We start from the raw sequence: 16,331 nt of genomic DNA on the forward strand, positions 1-16,331 counted from the left end.
AATAATCATGTCAAATTTACCAGACGAAGCTTTTAGAGATACCATTGGAACTATTGATGAAGGAGGTAATCGAAAATTTATTTTTCCTAAAAAACCGTCTGGTAAGTTCTATGATTATCGAAAAATAGTGAGTTATATCCTACTGGCTATTTTAGTTGCAAATCCGTTTATTAAAGTAAACGGAAATCAATTTATGATGTTCAATGTTATGGAACGTCGTTTCAATATTTTCGGATTTCCTTTCTGGCCTCAGGATTTTTATCTTTTTGTGATATCAATGTTGGTTGGGATTGTTTTTATAATCTTGTTTACAGTTGTTTTTGGGAGGATTTTTTGTGGATGGATTTGTCCACAGACAATTTTTTTAGAAATGGTTTTTCGCCGAATCGAATATTGGATTGATGGTGATCGCGGAGCACAATCACGTTTAGCAAGACAAGAATGGAATGCTGAAAAAATCCGTAAAAGACTTATCAAGTGGACTATTTTTTTCTTGATATCTTTTGGTATCGCAAATATCTTTCTCGCCTATTTAGTTGGTAGTGATACTTTGTTTGTAATGGTCGAACAAGGACCATTTCTGCAAGCCAGTAATTTTATTGCGCTACTTATTTTTACTGCCGTTTTCTATTTTGTTTTTGTATGGTTTCGCGAGCAGGTTTGTATAATTGCTTGTCCGTACGGAAGATTGCAGGGAGTACTTTTAGACAACAAATCGATCAATGTAGCGTACGATTTTGTACGTGGAGAAAAAGAAGAAGGCCGCGCAAAATTCAATAAAAAAGAAGATCGAGCACTTACAGGAAAAGGAGATTGCATCGACTGTCATCAATGTGTACATGTTTGCCCAATGGGAATTGACATTAGAAACGGAACGCAATTAGAATGTACCAATTGTACCGCTTGTATCGATGAATGTGATACTATAATGGAAACTGTTGGTTTACCAAAAGGACTTATTCGTTACGCATCTGAAGATGAAATTGCTAAAAAAGAGCCTTTCAAATTCACAGCCAGAATGAAGGGTTATACCGCAGTCTTATTTATTTTATTGAGTGTTTTTATTGGCATGTTGTTTTTACGTACTAATGTTGAAGCCATAATTTTACGTTTACCGGGACAGCTTTTTCAGCATAAAGGCGATAAAATAAGTAATGTTTATACTTATAAAATTGTCAATAAAACCATGAAAGATTATAATTATATTCATTTTGAATTAATTGATCAAAAAGGACAAATTAAAAACGTAGGAAAGAAACATTTTAAAATCAAAAAAGAAGGAATATCACAAGGGACATTGTTTATAGAAATAGATAAAGTGCTTTTGGAAAGTGATAAAACCAAAGTTGAAATTGGAGTTTATAATGGCACAGAACTGCTTGAAAAGACTGCTACAAATTTTTTAGGACCAAGAAGTTTTAATTAAAAAATAAAATACCATGAAAATTAATTGGGGAACAGGAATTGTTATTGCATTTGCACTCTTTATGACATTTATATTATATTTTGTTTTTCAGGTACAATCGAATAGCAAATATGACAACGACTTAGTTGTAGAGGAATATTACAAACATGATTCGCATTTTCAGGAAGAAATGGCGCGTATTCAAAATGCTCATGATCTGCTGCAAAAACCATCGGTAAAGTATTCTGAAGAAGGAGTTAAGGTAACTTTTCCAGTTACATACGAAACTAATAAAATAAAAGGCAACATATTATTATACAGACCTTCAAACAAGAAATTTGATTTTGATACCAAAATTGCTTTGACAAATTCATCCTTGCTAATTCCTAAAAATAAATTAATAAAAGGACGTTGGGATGTAAGTATGGAATGGCAATACAATGGTAAAAGCTATTTATCGAAAGAGGTTATTTATGTGAATTAATAATTGTATAGTTTCTGGAGGCAAATGAGCGTTAATGAGCGTTTGTGTCATCCTTTTTACCAGCATTTAATCTCTCCGGGATATACTTTGATGCGTTAATACATTTAAATGTTAATCCTGTAAATATAATCCGTTAGGATTTAAATATTGGTAAAAAAAGCACACGTCATTTGATAAAATGTCCCTTAAGGACTAGTAATGTCAAAATTGAAAAAATCATTTTAATCTCAATAATCAGTAGCAAAAAATATAAAAAAAAATGCTATATTCAGCTTTTATATTAGGATTGATTAGTAGTTTGCACTGCATTGGAATGTGTGGTCCAATTGCTATGATGTTGCCTGTAGATCACCAAAACGAAGCTAAAAAAGTTACTCAGATAATTACCTATCATTTAGGAAGATTGAGCGCCTACGCGATAATCGGATTAATTTTCGGATTATTAGGAAGAGGATTTTTTCTTGCCGGAATACAACAAAAAATGTCTCTTATTATTGGTTTAACCATGATTATCGTTGTTTTGATTCCTGAAAAAACTTTTTCAAAATATAATTTTTCAAAACCGGTTTATAAAATTATTTCAAAAGTAAAGTCCAGTTTAGGAAACGAGTTTAAAAATAAAACCTATAAATCGCTTTTTACAATAGGATTATTAAATGGCTTTTTACCATGCGGAATGGTTTATGTAGCATTATTTGGCGCTATTGCAATGCAAAGTGCGGGCTTTGGAGTTTTATATATGGTTTTATTTGGCTTAGGAACTGTGCCTTTAATGACAATTGTTGTTTACGTGCATTCCTTATTAAAGCTTCCTTTTCGAAATAAAATACAAAAAGCGATTCCATATGTTGCTGTGGTAATAGGTGTTTTATTTATCCTTAGAGGATTAGGTTTAGGAATTCCTTATATTTCCCCATCAAACATGAATTTGTTTGTACAAGCAACTCCTGATTGTCATTAAACTGTCATCGAAAACAAGTTTGTCTCCGGTGATTTTCTTTTTAAATGTAAGTCAAAAGCCATACATATATTACGAACAAAAGGTCTTCCAGCTTCGGTAATTTTTATTTTATTTTCTTCAATTATAATCAATTGATCTTTTTCTATTTCTTTTAAATTTTCTAAAACATCCGGGATTTCTTTAAAATAAAGTGCTTCTTTGCTCCAGGAAGTTTCAAACTCGCAGGTAAGATTTAAGATGTGTTTTCTAATAATCAAATCCTCATTGCTTAGGATATGACCTTTTACTACAGGTAATTTATCGTGTTCTAATAATAGATAATAATCTTCAATGCTTTTTGTATTTTGCGCAAAGCTGTACCAGCTATCACTAATAGAAGAAACTCCTAAACCAATCATAAGCTGCGTTTTTGAGGCACTGTAACCCATGAAATTTCGATGTAATTGTTTGTTTGTTGTAGCTTTGTATAAACTATCAGATTTTAAGGCAAAATGATCCATTCCAATTTCGGTGTAACCGTTTTTAGAAAGCATTTGTTTTCCTGTTTCATATAGCGTTCTTTTTTCAGCATCTTTAGGAAGATTCTCTTCATCAAATCCACGTTGTCCGTTTCCTTTTATCCACGGGACATGAGCGTAGCTGTAAAAAGCCAGACGATCCGGTTTCAACGAGTTTGTTTTCTCAACTGTATCAATTACATCTTCAATGGTCTGAAAAGGCAAACCAAAAATAATATCATGACCAATTGAGGTATATCCGATTTCTTTAGCCCAAAAAGTTACTTTTGCGACATTATGAAAAGGCTGAATTCTATGAATTGCTTTCTGAACTTTTTCAGCATAATCCTGAACACCAAAACTCACTCGGCGAAAGCCTAAATTATATAACTTTTTAAGCTGCTCGTAAGTGGTATTATTAGGATGGCCTTCAAAACTAAATTCATAATTTTCAGCTTTCTCTGCTTTGCAAAGAATACCGTTTATGAGTTGTTCTAAATTGTTTGTAGAGAAAAAGGTGGGTGTTCCTCCGCCTAAATGTATTTCTTTTATTAAAGGTTTTTCAGGCAATAATTTGCAGTATAAATCCCATTCCTTGAGAACTGCTTTTATATAAGTTTCTTCGACTGAATGATTTTTTGTAATTCGTTTATTGCAACCGCAAAAAGTACACATACTTTCGCAGAATGGTAAGTGAATGTATAAACTAATTCCGTTTTGAGAATTACTTTCTAAAAATGCTTTCTGAAATGATTCGATCCATTTTTGAGTTGTAAAATCGCTTTCGTTCCAGTAGGGAACTGTCGGATAACTTGTATATCTGGGACCTGGAACATTGTATTTTTGAGTCAGAGAGATTTTCATAAAGTCGGAATTTGTTTCAAATCAAAATTAGAATTTATGATGTAGAGATAAAATGACAAATATCATGTATCAGGCAAATAAAAAGAGACTCACAAGGAGCCTCTTTTTCTGAATTAAATAACTAACGTGAAATAGAATCTTGAATGATTTTATGCCATTTTTTTGCAAACTGATGATCCTGATATGCGCTTATTTGTTTGATGCGGTCATCATCAAAATCATAGAATGGTATGGTGATTTTTTTAGAAGTTTCTTTATCCTGAAATTCGAAATCAATTTTCACAATAGTGTCTGATGGTCCTTCAGTTGTTAAAACTAATCTGCAGGAAGAAACACTTTTTAAATCCAGATATATTGATTCTTGTTGATTTGGATTGAAATTCATCAGAATAAATTTTCTGTTTTTCTGATCTATTGTAAGCGTTTTGTTGCTTTGAGATTCAGTTAAATCAAAATCTTCCGGATGTGTTGGATTGAACTTCTTTTTTATGTTTAAAATTTTTGATTTATTAGCAGCGCTTGATCGTGCTGAAAAATAGACAGGGATTGCTACTATGATCGCGATCACAATACCAATTATGGTTACACTTGTTTCCATTAAATTTTTAAAATTTGGTAATTATTATGAAATATGAAGAAGCTTTCAGGATAGAAAGCATCCAATTGTCAGGAAATAAAATTTGTTTCCTAAATTAAAATTTCATTAAAGACTACCAGAAAAAATGGAAGGGATATAGCAACAAGAGCACTTTTTTGCTCTGGGCTGCAAACTGATTTGCAAAATTTGAGGTTGATTTAACAGCTTTATGATGAGGAATAATCACCAGTAATGAGTCAAACCATTTTACTATAATAGTGGGACTGCTTTTTATATTTGCAGCAAATTGATAAGCTGCCTGAGGTTGTATAAAAGCTAATGAATCTGCGTGATCTATAGAAAAATTGGTATCCGTTTTTTGATTTTCAATTATTTGAATAGGCGATTCATTTGCCTGAACAGCAAAAAAAGCGATTATCAAAAGTGATAAAAATATAACGGTTTTACGAATCCAATTCATGGTGGCGAATTTAGCTCATAAAATACAATTAAAGAAATTTTAAAGAATTAATTAACTTTTTAAAGGATGGTTATTTTTTATCCTCAATATTCGGGAAAGATATATTGAGGATAAAGAATATTATTGTTGCATTTTGAAATAATAATCAGCTGAATGTTTTCCGCTTCCATAAAAAAGAAAGAAAACACAAGCCAGTAAAACCAATATTGCCAAAATTAAACTTTCAGAATGCATACGTCCCATAAAGTTAATGAGAATTGCTCCAAAAAGTATTGGTAATTGTGCTGCAATTGCCCAACGTGTTAGCAGTCCGAAAACTATCATAATGCCTCCAATCATGTGTGCGGGTGCAATATAATGCAAAAGAAACATGCCGCCGCCAAATTGATCAATTGGAGAAATCAGATCATGTAAATACGTAATGTTTGTTACGAACCAAATTCCCTTCATAAATAAAAAAACACCCAAAACTATACGTACTAAATCTACAGGTAAATAAGTGTGCGAGTTGGCCCATTTATTTAAACTTTTTACATTTTCCATAATACTGTGTGATTAAAAATTACACATTAAAGTTACTGATTTTTAATGATATAATTTGTTTTAAGTATCTGGAAATAAGTTTATTGCTTTTTTTTAAGTGCTGTTTTGCTAATTTGAAAAACCTTAAACCTGAATCACTCCCATATTAAATTGTTTTTGGATAGGAGAATGGTTTGCGGCTTCGATTCCCATAGAAATCCATGTACGGGTATCTAGTGGATCGATAATAGCATCTGTCCATAATCTTGACGCAGCATAATAAGGTGAAGTTTGTTCATCGTAACGGGCTTTTATTTTGGCGAATAACTCTGCTTCTTTTGCCTCGTCTACAATTTCTCCTTTTGCTTTAAGCGAAGAAGCTTCAATTTGTGCCAGTACTTTTGCAGCCTGCGTTCCGCCCATAACGGCAAGTTCCGCACTTGGCCAGGCAAAAATTAATCTTGGATCATAAGCTTTTCCACACATGGCATAATTTCCTGCTCCATAGGAGTTACCTACAATAACGGTAAATTTTGGTACTACAGAATTGCTTACCGCATTCACCATTTTGGCACCGTCTTTTATGATTCCGCCCTGCTCAGATTTTGATCCTACCATGAAACCGGTAACATCTTGTACAAATACCAATGGAATTTTTTTCTGATTGCAATTAGCAATAAAACGAGTTGCTTTATCTGCGCTGTCAGAATAGATTACGCCACCAAATTGCATTTCGCCTTTTTTTGTTTTTACAACTTTTCTTTGATTGGCTACAATTCCAACAGCCCAACCATCGATTCTGGCGTAACCTGTAATTATAGTTTGACCATAACCTTCTTTGTAAGCTTCAAACTCAGAATTATCAACCAGACGATTGATGATTTCCATCATATCATATTGCTCATTTCTGGCTTTAGGTAAAATCCCGTAAATATCTGCAGGTTCTAATGCAGGTTTTTCAGCTTTGATTCGGTTAAAACCGGCTTTATCATAATCGCCAATTTTGTCTATAATATTTTTTATTTTATCAAGTGCGTCTTTGTCATCTTTCGCCTTATAGTCAGTCACACCGGATATTTCACAATGTGTTGTGGCTCCGCCTAAAGTTTCATTATCAATGGTTTCGCCAATTGCAGCTTTTACTAGATAACTTCCGGCAAGAAAAATACTTCCGGTTTTATCAACGATCAAAGCTTCATCGCTCATTATAGGTAAATAGGCACCACCAGCAACACAACTGCCCATTACTGCCGAAATTTGAGTAATTCCCATGCTGCTCATCTGAGCATTATTTCTAAAGATTCTTCCAAAATGTTCTTTATCAGGAAAAATTTCATCCTGAAGTGGCAAATAAACACCTGCGCTATCTACAAGATAGATAATTGGCAACCTGTTTTCCATTGCGATTTCCTGTGCACGAAGATTCTTTTTCCCTGTAATAGGGAACCACGCACCTGCTTTTACAGTCGCATCGTTAGCAACAACAATACATTGTTTTCCTCTAATATATCCTATTTTGATGACAACGCCACCAGAAGGGCAGCCGCCATGTTCAGCATACATTCCGTCTCCAACAAATCCTCCGATTTCAATATTTTTTGAACCTTCGTCTAAAAGATATGCGATACGCTCGCGAGCGGTCATTTTACCTTCGGCATGTAGCTTTTCGATACGTTTTTCGCCACCGCCTAATTTTACTTTGGCAAATTTTTGCTTTAGGTCAGAAAGTAGTAATTTATTGTGATCTTCGTTTTTATTGAAGTTTAAATCCATAATATATTGTGGTTTTTACAAAATAGTGTTGGCTAATTTACAAAATCAATTGAAACCTACATAATAAAAAGATTATCATCGAATAAAATAAATTAGAGTTTATTGTTTTTGCAGAATGGAAAATATTTAAACGAAAAAAACAGAAGCAAGCTTCTGTTTTATATGATGTGTGTTTGTGTTTACTTTTTTGAATCGCCAACCATTCTTTTTAAAATAGCCCATTGTTTTAAGGCATCACGAGCTTCAACTGCTGGATATCCTAACATTGTTTTTCCGGCAGGAATGTCACCAACGACTCCTGAACCAGCTCCAACAATAGCACCGTCTCCTATAGTAGTATGATCTTTTATAGAAGCGCTTCCGCCAATAATAACACCGTTTCCTAATGTTACAGAACCGGCTAAACCACTATTTCCGGCCATAATACAAAACTTACCTAATTTACTATTATGTCCAATCTGAACAAGATTATCAATTTTACATCCGTCGCCAAGAACTGTAGAACTAAATTTTCCACGATCAACGCAGGTATTTGCTCCAATTTCAACTCCGTTTCCTATAATTACATTTCCAATTTGTGGAATTTTCACCAAGCCTTTTTCACTGCAAGGACGAAATCCGAAACCATCGGCTCCAATTGTTGCATTTGGGTGAATGATACAATCATTACCAATATGACAACGTTCACGAACTACGGCTCCTGACCAAATGATAGTATTTTTACCAATAGTACATTCGTCTAAAATAGTAACATTAGGGTAAATAGTAACATTTGCACCAATTTCTACTTTTGGTCCTAGATAACAACCTGCACCAATTCTTGCTCCTTCGCCAATAATAGCCGTTTCATCAACATTTGCTGATTTATGAATATTAGTATGGAATATTGGAGTAGGAGGTGCGAAAAGTGCTAAAATTTGAGACATTGCTAAATCAGCGTTTTTCACTTTTATAAAAGCACGATTGTGTCCGGGTTCAATGGAAATATCTTCGTTTACAACTGCAATAGAAGCTTTTGATGCTTCCCAAAATTTTTCATATTTTTTGTTTCCTATAAATGAAATTTCAGAAGTTGTTGCTTTTTCTAATTGTTCTGTTGCTGTTATGCATTGCGAAGTTGTGCCGTAAATTACGCCATTGATAACTTCATTAATTTCTTGAATTGAATAGGATTTCATTGAAATGAATTTAATTGATTTAGGGGTTATTTCGCACCAAATAAAATCAATTAGATTCGAATTACCTAATCTTATTCTGAAGTTTTTTACATAGTGTTATAAATAACAATTTAAATATTACAAAATTAACACTAAATCTATTAAAACTTTGCGTGTTTTTGAATGTTCAAAATACTTTTAGGCTTAAAAAGGTATAATTTGTAAGCGTAAAAATGTGTTTTTTTTGGTCTTTATTTTAAAATTTACTAAAATTTATAAACGGTTATGTTGTTTTAAATCAATTGATTTAAGAAGTTTTTTGAGTAAAATAGCTGTTGTGATTGGCTGTTCTAAATATCAAACTGTTTTGTAAGTTTTGTTAACTCTTCTTTTAAAGACGTTTTCTAGAAAATTTTTAAAAGTTAAAATTAAGGCTTGAATTTATTTTTTTACTTTCGGTTTGAGTTTAACTTTGTGTAGTGTTTAAATTGGTAAGTTATATCTTAAATAAAATAAATTATTTTACAAATCTCTTTTAGTAATTAGGATGTATTAAAAGAAAAAAGCGATTCTTTTATTAAAAAATGAATCGCTTTTTTTATTTATTCTTTTATTTTAGATAGTGATATTGCATTTATGCAATAACGTAAACCGCTTGGTTCAGGACCATCGGGGAAAACGTGTCCCAAATGTGCATCACAAGTATTGCAAACAACCTCAACACGAATCATTCCGTGTGATTTGTCTGCATTATAGGCAATGGCATTTTCCTTAAGAGGCTGAGTAAATGATGGCCATCCTGTTCCTGATTCAAACTTTTCGCTTGCATCAAAAAGTACAGTGCCACAACATTTGCATTCATAAATTCCAGGATCGAATAAACTGCAAAGCTCAGAGCTAAAAGATCTTTCGGTACCTTTTAAGCGGGTTACCTGAAATTCTTCCGGTGTTAAAGTTTGTTTCCATTCTTCTGCTGTTTTCTCTACTCTTTTGTCCGGAAGTGGATTTCCTTTATTCGTAAAACGAATTATATCTGCCCATTTTATCATAACTTTTTTATTTAGTTTTTTCTTCTCAATTTTCAGTCTCGGTTTTCAGTCTCAGTTACTTATTCAATCACTGAAAAACTGAAATTGTGATTGAATACTACACTTTTTAGTTTTTCTTCTCGGTTTTCAGTCTCAGTTACTTATTCAATCACTGAAAAACTGAAAACTGCGACTGACTACTTAAAATTATTCTTCTTCCCGTTGTCCCATCATCATTAAAAATGCTTTTAGGAAAGCGTCGATATTTCCGTTCATCACGCCATCAACATCGCTGGTTTCGTAACCTGTTCGCACATCTTTTACTAATTTATAAGGTTGCATTACATAATTGCGTATTTGCGAACCCCATTCTATTTTCATTTTTCCGGCTTCGATATCGGCACGTTGCGCTTGTTGTTTTTTCAGCTCGATTTCATACAATTGAGAACGTAACATTTGCATGGCACGTTGTCTGTTATCTTGCTGAGAACGAGTTTCAGAGCATTGAATCTGAATTCCGGTTGGTTTGTGTACCAGCTGAACTTTGGTTTCAACCTTATTCACATTTTGTCCTCCGGCTCCACTTGAGCGTGATGTTGTAATTTCGATATCAGCAGGATTAATGTCAATTTCGATACTGTCATCGACAAGTGGATAAACATACACAGAAGCGAATGATGTGTGACGTTTGGCATTACTGTCAAAAGGTGAGATTCTAACCAGACGATGAACGCCGTTTTCACCTTTTAAATATCCAAAAGAATAATCTCCTTCAAACTCCAGCGTAACGGTTTTGATTCCCGCAACCTCGCCAGCCTGAAAGTTAAGTTCTTTTATCTTAAAGCCATAACTTTCTCCCCACATCATGTACATGCGCATTAGCATTCCTGCCCAATCACAACTTTCTGTTCCTCCGGCACCGGCAGTAATTTGAACAACGGCACTTAAACTGTCACCTTCGTCAGAAAGCATGTTTTTAAACTCAATATTTTCAATATGAGCTTGGGTGGTTTTGTAATGCTCGTCTAATTCTTCTCCGGAAAGTTCTCCTTCCTTATAAAAATCGTAGGCAAGCTGTAATTCATCTGTAAGTTCGATTGCTTTGTTGTAATCTTCGATCCATTTTTTCTTGTTTCGAAGGTTTTTTACAATGACTTCGGCTTCTTTTGCATTGTTCCAAAAGTCGGGTGCGAAAGTTTTTTCTTCCTCGTTTGCGATTTCAATTAGTTTGGCATCAACGTCAAAGATACCTCCTCAACGCACCAAGGCGCTCCACAATACCTTTTATTTGTTCGGTAGTTGTCATAAATTAATAGTAGTTTTATATGTTTTTTATAAATATTACGTTAATTTGGTTGTATCATAATTGACAAGTTAAAATTTAATCAAACTTGCAGAAATTAACAAACAGTAATACGTAATTTTGCTGTACAAAAATAAGATATAGTTTTTAGAATATGGAAATAAATTTAATTAGCGATACTATTACCAAACCTACACACGAAATGTTGCAGTATATGTTTAATGCGCATGTTGGCGACGATGTATACAGGCAAGATCCTACGGTTATCGAGTTAGAGACTAGAGTGGCAGAGTTTTTTGGTATGGAAGCGGGACTTTTTTTTCCTTCAGGAACTATGGCAAATCAAACGGCTATTAAATTACATACACAACCGGGCGAGCAGTTAATTGCGGATAAATATGCTCACGTTTACCATTATGAAGGCGGAGGAGTTTCGTTTAATAGTGGTGTTTCCTGCTGTTTAATTGATGGAAATCGCGGAATGATTACTGCCAGTCAGGTTGCAGCAGCGATTAATGATCCTGAATTTTATCATAGTCCGTTGACGAGTTTGGTTTGTGTTGAAAATACAACTAATAAAGGCGGTGGAGCTTGTTATGAATTAGAAGATTTAAGAGAAATAAAAAAAGTTTGTGAAGCTAATAATTTGAAATTCCATCTTGATGGAGCCAGAATCTGGAATGCGTTGGTTGCAAAAAGACAAAACCCAAAGGAATTTGGTGCTATTTTCGATACTATTTTGGTTTGTTTGTCAAAAGGTTTAGGTGCGCCAATTGGATCTGTTTTATTAGGATCTAAAGCCGATATGCACAGAGCTTTAAGAATCAGAAAAATATTAGGCGGAGGAATGCGTCAGGTAGGTTATTTGGCAGCAGCCGGATTGTATGCTTTGGCACATAATATTGAAAGATTAGCCGAAGATCACAGAAGAGCCAAGGAAATTGCAGCCGTTTTGAGTACAAAAGCCTGGATATCTGCAATAGAACCTGTTGAAACAAATATTTTAATCTTTTCATTAGCCGAAGGATATAGCGATCAGCTTTTAATTGAGAAATTAAAACAAAAAAATATTTTAATAAGCTCAATGGGAAACAATAAACTTAGAATTGTAACGCATTTAGATTATAAGGAAGTTATGCATACGTATGTGATTGAAACTTTGCAGAAGTTTTAGAGGAGAGGTTCAAAGGGGCAAAGGTTCTGAGGGACAAAGGTTTCTTAGAAAAGGTACAAAGTCACAAAGGTTCAGAGGCACAAAGGTTTCTTAGAAAAGGTACAAAGGGGCAAAGGTTCAGAGGCACAAAGGTTTCTTAGAAAAGGTACAAAGTCACAAAGGTTCAGAGGTACAAAGGTTTTTTTTAAAAGACCAAATAGTTTTAGAAGAGAGGTTCAAAGAGGCAAAGGTTTTTTAAATAGTAAATAGTTTAAGATCACAAAATACAAAAAAGGTTCAGAGATTCAAAGTTTACGCATAAGCGAAAAACCTTTGTCCCTCTGAACCTTTTTTTTAAACCTTTGAACCTTTTTTTTATTTAAATAAATCATCCATTCCCGGAATCATTGGCATATCCATTTTTGCAACGGCGTCAAGTTCTTGTTCATTAACACTTGTTGCTTTTTCGATTGCTTTGTTTAGTGTTACGATTAAATAATCTTCAAGTTGTTCTTTATCTTCAAGCAAAGAGTTATCAATTGAGATTGATTTTACTTTTCTATTTGCAGTCAATGTTACTTTTAATAATCCGTCAGCGCTTTGTTCGTCGATTAAAACAGTATCCAGACGCTTTTTTGTATCTTCAATTTTTTGTTGGGTTTCTTTAAGTTTACCCATCATTCCCATTAAATCCATTTTTGTTGATTTTTAAATTATTTCATACAAAATTAGTATATTGCTGTATTATAACAATAGAATATTTTATGAAAAAATTAATTCCGTTCTGTTGTCTTTATAGTATTTTTGCTGCTTCGTATTTAAAAACTAATGCTCAATCAATGCAAAACGATATAATGGCTCCAAAAGCTAAAGAGATTCCAAAATCATTAAAAAAACATAAAGAAACAAGAGTTGACAATTATTTTTGGCTAAATGACCGCGAAAACCCTGAAGTTATCAATTATCTGAATGAGGAAAATGCTTATTATGCTACTATGACTTCACATACAAAAAGCCTTCAGGAAAATTTGTATGAAGAAATGAAAGCAAGAATTAAGGAAGATGATTCATCAGTTCCTTATTTCTATAATGGTTATTTTTATATCACTCGTTTTGAAACGGGTCAGGATTACCCCATCTTTTCAAGAAAAAAAGGAAGCCTTTCTGCAGATGAAGAAATTTTATTCAATTGCAACGAATTAGCAAAAGGACACGCTTATTTTAAACTGGGAGGTTTAAGTATAAGTCCTGATAACAAATTTGCCAGTTTTGGAGTTGATATCGTGGGAAGAAGAATTTATACTATTCAGATAAAAAACTTGGAAACAGGTGAGATTTTATCTGATAAAATCGAAAATGCTACCGGAGGATCTGTTTGGGCAAATGATAATAATACCATTTTCTATACCAAACAGGACGAAGTTACTTTAAGAGCTGACAAGGTTTTCAAGCATAAATTAAATACAGCAACTACCGCTGATGTTTTAGTTTTTAATGAAACAGATGATACCTTTAATGTTTCGATAAGCAAGGAAAAATCCAGAAAATATATCGTGATTGGTTCAGGAAGCACGTTGACTACTGAATACAGAATTTTAAATTCTGATAATCCTGACGGGGAATTTGTTGTTTTTCAGCCTCGTGTACGCGGTTTAGAATACAGTATTTCGCATTTTGAAGACTCTTTTTACATTCTGACCAATAAAGACAAGGCGACCAACTTTAAGTTGATGAAAACGCCTGAAAATAAAACAGGAAAGAAAAACTGGGTAGATGTTATTCCGCATCGCGATGATGTTTTGTTGGAAGATATTGAAATCTTTAAAAACTATTTAGTTGTTGAAGAACGCTCAAACGGCTTAAATCATATTCGTATTATGCCGTGGAATGACCAGGAAGAAGATTATTATCTTCCGTTTGGCAGTGAAACGTATAGTGCCTATACTACAACAAACATTGATTTTGATACTGATATTTTGCGTTATAGCTATCAATCGCTTGCAACGCCATCCTCTGTAATTGATTTTAATATGAAGACTAAAGCGAAGGAAATCCTAAAGGAACAACAGGTTTTAGGCGGAAAGTTTGATAAGGAAAATTATATTGAAGAGCGCGTTTGGGCAACTGCCAGAGATGGTGTAAAAGTGCCTGTTTCGCTGATTTATCGTAAAGGAATGAATAAAAACGGTAAAAATCCGTTATTGCTTTATTCTTATGGTTCTTATGGAATCACAATGGATACGTATTTTTCGTCAACAAGACTTTCACTATTAGATCGCGGTTTTATTTATGCAATCGCACATATTAGAGGAGGAGAGGACCTGGGAAGACAATGGTATGAAGATGGAAAACTGTTAAAAAAGAAAAATACCTTTACAGATTTCATCGATTGCTCTAAATTTGTAATAAGTGAGAATTACACTTCTGCTGAACATTTATATGCTGAAGGAGGATCTGCGGGAGGACTTTTAATGGGCGTTATTATCAATGAAGCCCCTGAATTGTACAACGGAGTGATTGCTCAGGTGCCTTTTGTAGATGTTATTACAACAATGCTGGACGACAGTATACCGCTGACAACCGGAGAATATGACGAATGGGGAAACCCAAATAATAAAAAATATTACGATTATATGTTATCTTACTCACCGTATGATAATGTAAAAGCGCAAAACTATCCTAACATGTATGTTTCTACCGGATTGCACGATTCGCAGGTACAGTATTGGGAGCCAGCTAAATGGGTCGCCAAATTGAGAAATCTAAAAACAAATAATACTCTTTTATTTTTAGATACCAATATGGACGCGGGACATGGCGGAGCTTCTGGACGTTTTGAGGCTTTAAAAGACTTAGCAAAGGAATTTAGTTTTTTATTAGATTTAGAAAAAATTAAAAGCTAATTAGAAATTTTTTGTTAAATTTGCAACCTATCAAGGTTATTTAAAAATACCTTCGATTAACTATTTTTTTATGAAAGAAGAAATAAACGCTTATAATAATGTTTTAGAGTTAATAGGTAATACCCCACTTATTAAGCTAAATAAAATTACTGAAGAGTTAGAAGGTAATTTCTACGCAAAAGTAGAAGCTTTTAATCCAGGACATTCCTCAAAAGATAGAATAGCGTTATATATTATTGAAGAAGCTGAGAAAAAAGGGATCCTAACGCCAGGTGATACTATCATTGAAACGACATCCGGAAACACGGGCTTTAGTCTGGCAATGGTAAGTATTATAAAAGGATACAACTGTATACTTGCAGTAAGCTCAAAATCATCCAAAGATAAGATTGACATGTTGAGAAGTTTAGGAGCAAAGGTTTATGTTTGTCCCGCTCACGTATCAGCAGATGATGAGAGATCCTATTATAATGTTGCTAAACGCTTACACGAAGAAACCAAAGGCTCAGTTTACATCAATCAGTATTTTAATCAATTGAATATTGATGCACACTATAACACTACAGGTCCTGAAATTTGGGAACAAACTAAAGGACAAATAACACATCTTGTGGCTTGTAGCGGAACTGGAGGAACTATCTCAGGAACGGCAAAATTCTTAAAAGAGCAAAATCCAAATATTAGAATTCTGGGTGTTGATGCTTTTGGGTCTGTTTTAAAGAAATACCACGAAACAAGAGAATTCGATAACAAGGAAATTTATCCGTATCGTATTGAAGGTTTAGGTAAAAATTTGATTCCATCTGCTACAGATTTTGATATTATTGATAAATTCATCAAAGTAACCGATGAGGAAAGTGCACACTCGGCAAGAGAAATCACCAGAAAAGAAGGTTTATTTGTGGGATATACTTCCGGAGCTGTAATGCAGGCAATCAAACAATACGCTGAGGAAGGCGAATTTACAAAGGATAGTAATATTATTGCTATTTTCCCGGATCACGGTTCTCGATACATGAGTAAAGTATTTAGCGATGACTGGATGAACGAACAAGGTTTCTTTGACAGTGTCAATGAAGAAGAAGTTCAAAAAATTGAATTTGTAAAGTAATAAACTGCTTTTTTAAATATAGAAACTCCATTCGGTTTACGAATGGAGTTTTTTTTTGTAAAAATGTTTTTACAAATATCTTAATTTTGATATTTCAAAGTGTTAATTTTTT

At 33.6% G+C, this 16,331-nt stretch carries 15 protein-coding genes; 6 read left to right on the forward strand and 9 right to left on the reverse strand.

Annotated elements, in window-relative coordinates:
• The first annotated feature begins 7 nt into the window (after positions 1 to 7).
• From ccoG to ACHRVX_RS02525, 3 genes are all read left to right on the forward strand, one after another.
• A complete protein-coding gene (ccoG, locus tag ACHRVX_RS02515) occupies positions 8 to 1,426 on the forward strand; it encodes a cytochrome c oxidase accessory protein CcoG (RefSeq protein WP_395328741.1) in 1,419 nt (472 codons plus the stop codon).
• A gap of 13 nt (positions 1,427 to 1,439) precedes the next feature.
• Positions 1,440 to 1,889, forward strand: coding sequence for a FixH family protein (locus ACHRVX_RS02520; RefSeq protein ID WP_395328744.1), 450 nt, complete (start codon positions 1,440 to 1,442; stop codon positions 1,887 to 1,889).
• A gap of 259 nt (positions 1,890 to 2,148) precedes the next feature.
• On the forward strand, positions 2,149 to 2,850 hold the full coding sequence (locus tag ACHRVX_RS02525) for a sulfite exporter TauE/SafE family protein (protein WP_395328747.1): 702 nt from the start codon (positions 2,149 to 2,151) through the stop codon (positions 2,848 to 2,850).
• On the opposite strand, the gene hemN is transcribed toward ACHRVX_RS02525, so the two are convergent.
• The 8 genes from hemN to prfB form a co-directional block, all read right to left on the reverse strand.
• On the reverse strand, positions 2,847 to 4,211 hold the full coding sequence (gene hemN / locus ACHRVX_RS02530) for an oxygen-independent coproporphyrinogen III oxidase (protein ID WP_395328750.1): 1,365 nt from the start codon (positions 4,209 to 4,211) through the stop codon (positions 2,847 to 2,849). The two genes, ACHRVX_RS02525 and hemN, sit on opposite strands and share 4 nt — an antisense overlap.
• A 121-nt stretch (positions 4,212 to 4,332) precedes the next feature.
• The gene (locus ACHRVX_RS02535) at positions 4,333 to 4,809 is read right to left on the reverse strand and encodes a hypothetical protein (RefSeq protein WP_395328752.1); all 477 of its coding nucleotides are present in this window, start codon (positions 4,807 to 4,809) and stop codon (positions 4,333 to 4,335) included.
• A gap of 112 nt (positions 4,810 to 4,921) precedes the next feature.
• The gene (locus ACHRVX_RS02540) at positions 4,922 to 5,269 is read right to left on the reverse strand and encodes a hypothetical protein (protein ID WP_395328755.1); all 348 of its coding nucleotides are present in this window, start codon (positions 5,267 to 5,269) and stop codon (positions 4,922 to 4,924) included.
• Positions 5,270 to 5,389: 120 nt separating this feature from the next.
• A complete protein-coding gene (locus tag ACHRVX_RS02545) occupies positions 5,390 to 5,812 on the reverse strand; it encodes a DoxX family protein (protein ID WP_395328758.1) in 423 nt (140 codons plus the stop codon).
• A 123-nt stretch (positions 5,813 to 5,935) separates the two neighbouring features.
• Positions 5,936 to 7,564 (reverse strand): acyl-CoA carboxylase subunit beta, encoded by a 1,629-nt coding sequence (locus ACHRVX_RS02550; RefSeq protein ID WP_395328761.1) that lies wholly within the window; start codon positions 7,562 to 7,564, stop codon positions 5,936 to 5,938.
• Positions 7,565 to 7,743: 179 nt separating this feature from the next.
• On the reverse strand, positions 7,744 to 8,742 hold the full coding sequence (lpxD, locus tag ACHRVX_RS02555) for a UDP-3-O-(3-hydroxymyristoyl)glucosamine N-acyltransferase (protein WP_395328764.1): 999 nt from the start codon (positions 8,740 to 8,742) through the stop codon (positions 7,744 to 7,746).
• A gap of 581 nt (positions 8,743 to 9,323) precedes the next feature.
• Entirely contained in the window at positions 9,324 to 9,770 is a 447-nt protein-coding gene (gene msrB / locus ACHRVX_RS02560; protein WP_395328767.1) for a peptide-methionine (R)-S-oxide reductase MsrB, read from the reverse strand.
• Positions 9,771 to 9,956: 186 nt separating this feature from the next.
• Positions 9,957 to 11,055 (reverse strand): peptide chain release factor 2 gene (gene prfB / locus ACHRVX_RS02565; RefSeq protein ID WP_395328770.1). Its coding sequence is split into 2 segments (ribosomal slippage): positions 9,957 to 10,991 and positions 10,993 to 11,055, totalling 1,098 coding nucleotides; the frame shifts between segments, so codons are not numbered across the junction.
• Positions 11,056 to 11,206: 151 nt separating this feature from the next.
• Between prfB and ACHRVX_RS02570 the strand changes: the two genes are divergently transcribed.
• The gene (locus tag ACHRVX_RS02570) at positions 11,207 to 12,226 is read left to right on the forward strand and encodes a threonine aldolase family protein (protein ID WP_395328773.1); all 1,020 of its coding nucleotides are present in this window, start codon (positions 11,207 to 11,209) and stop codon (positions 12,224 to 12,226) included.
• 354 nt (positions 12,227 to 12,580) lie between these two features.
• On the opposite strand, the gene ACHRVX_RS02575 is transcribed toward ACHRVX_RS02570, so the two are convergent.
• Positions 12,581 to 12,901 carry a YbaB/EbfC family nucleoid-associated protein gene (locus ACHRVX_RS02575; protein ID WP_395328776.1) on the reverse strand — a complete coding sequence of 107 codons (321 nt, stop codon included), beginning with the start codon at positions 12,899 to 12,901 and terminating at the stop codon, positions 12,581 to 12,583.
• Between the two features lie 68 nt (positions 12,902 to 12,969).
• On the opposite strand from ACHRVX_RS02575, the gene ACHRVX_RS02580 reads away from it, so the two are divergent.
• On the forward strand, positions 12,970 to 15,108 hold the full coding sequence (locus ACHRVX_RS02580; RefSeq protein ID WP_395328779.1) for a S9 family peptidase: 2,139 nt from the start codon (positions 12,970 to 12,972) through the stop codon (positions 15,106 to 15,108).
• Positions 15,109 to 15,178: 70 nt separating this feature from the next.
• Positions 15,179 to 16,219, forward strand: coding sequence for a PLP-dependent cysteine synthase family protein (locus tag ACHRVX_RS02585; protein WP_065447924.1), 1,041 nt, complete (start codon positions 15,179 to 15,181; stop codon positions 16,217 to 16,219).
• Positions 16,220 to 16,331 lie beyond the last annotated feature (112 nt).

It is taken from the genome of Flavobacterium sp. FlaQc-47 (assembly GCF_044006475.1).
GTDB lineage: Bacteria > Bacteroidota > Bacteroidia > Flavobacteriales > Flavobacteriaceae > Flavobacterium.

Excerpts from the sequence above, each read along its gene's own strand:
- ACHRVX_RS02550 (WP_395328761.1), bottom strand. The coding sequence starts at position 7,564 with ATGGATTTAAACTTCAATAAAAACGAAGATCACAATAAATTACTACTT.
- lpxD (WP_395328764.1), bottom strand. The coding sequence starts at position 8,742 with ATGAAATCCTATTCAATTCAAGAAATTAATGAAGTTATCAATGGCGTA.
- ACHRVX_RS02585 (WP_065447924.1), top strand. The coding sequence starts at position 15,179 with ATGAAAGAAGAAATAAACGCTTATAATAATGTTTTAGAGTTAATAGGT.
- msrB (WP_395328767.1), bottom strand. The coding sequence starts at position 9,770 with ATGATAAAATGGGCAGATATAATTCGTTTTACGAATAAAGGAAATCCA.
- ACHRVX_RS02570 (WP_395328773.1), top strand. The coding sequence starts at position 11,207 with ATGGAAATAAATTTAATTAGCGATACTATTACCAAACCTACACACGAA.
- ACHRVX_RS02540 (WP_395328755.1), bottom strand. The coding sequence starts at position 5,269 with ATGAATTGGATTCGTAAAACCGTTATATTTTTATCACTTTTGATAATC.
- ACHRVX_RS02575 (WP_395328776.1), bottom strand. The coding sequence starts at position 12,901 with ATGGATTTAATGGGAATGATGGGTAAACTTAAAGAAACCCAACAAAAA.
- ccoG (WP_395328741.1), top strand. The coding sequence starts at position 8 with ATGTCAAATTTACCAGACGAAGCTTTTAGAGATACCATTGGAACTATT.
- ACHRVX_RS02580 (WP_395328779.1), top strand. The coding sequence starts at position 12,970 with ATGAAAAAATTAATTCCGTTCTGTTGTCTTTATAGTATTTTTGCTGCT.
- ACHRVX_RS02525 (WP_395328747.1), top strand. The coding sequence starts at position 2,149 with ATGCTATATTCAGCTTTTATATTAGGATTGATTAGTAGTTTGCACTGC.
- ACHRVX_RS02520 (WP_395328744.1), top strand. The coding sequence starts at position 1,440 with ATGAAAATTAATTGGGGAACAGGAATTGTTATTGCATTTGCACTCTTT.
- hemN (WP_395328750.1), bottom strand. The coding sequence starts at position 4,211 with ATGAAAATCTCTCTGACTCAAAAATACAATGTTCCAGGTCCCAGATAT.
- ACHRVX_RS02535 (WP_395328752.1), bottom strand. The coding sequence starts at position 4,809 with ATGGAAACAAGTGTAACCATAATTGGTATTGTGATCGCGATCATAGTA.
- ACHRVX_RS02545 (WP_395328758.1), bottom strand. The coding sequence starts at position 5,812 with ATGGAAAATGTAAAAAGTTTAAATAAATGGGCCAACTCGCACACTTAT.